Source organism: Methanohalophilus sp. WG1-DM, from assembly GCF_004104135.1.
Lineage (GTDB): Archaea > Halobacteriota > Methanosarcinia > Methanosarcinales > Methanosarcinaceae > Methanohalophilus > Methanohalophilus euhalobius.
The window spans coordinates 1-201 of record NZ_RRBA01000074.1 but is presented as its reverse complement, the minus strand read 5'-3'; the positions used below and the strand labels follow the sequence as shown (position 1 = coordinate 201).

Here is a 201-nt window from a genome sequence, read left to right as displayed (position 1 = left end):
CTTCGATGACATTGCAATTCAGGCTGACGTTCCGACCGACTACGGCACAACCGCCGAGAACTTAAAAGCCGCAATCAACGGCGAGGATTACGAGACCACCACCATGTATCCCGAATTTGCACAGACTGCTGAAGACGAGAACCTGCCTGAAATCGCAGCAAGATTCAGAGCAATCGGTAAGGCCGAAATGCATCACAAAGA

Annotated in this window: 1 protein-coding gene; it reads left to right on the top strand. The window is 50.7% G+C overall.

All coding sequences use genetic code 11. The features are described from left to right. On the top strand, positions 1-201 hold a 201-nt coding region (locus tag CI957_RS10525; RefSeq protein WP_277749700.1), incomplete at both ends, for a ferritin family protein.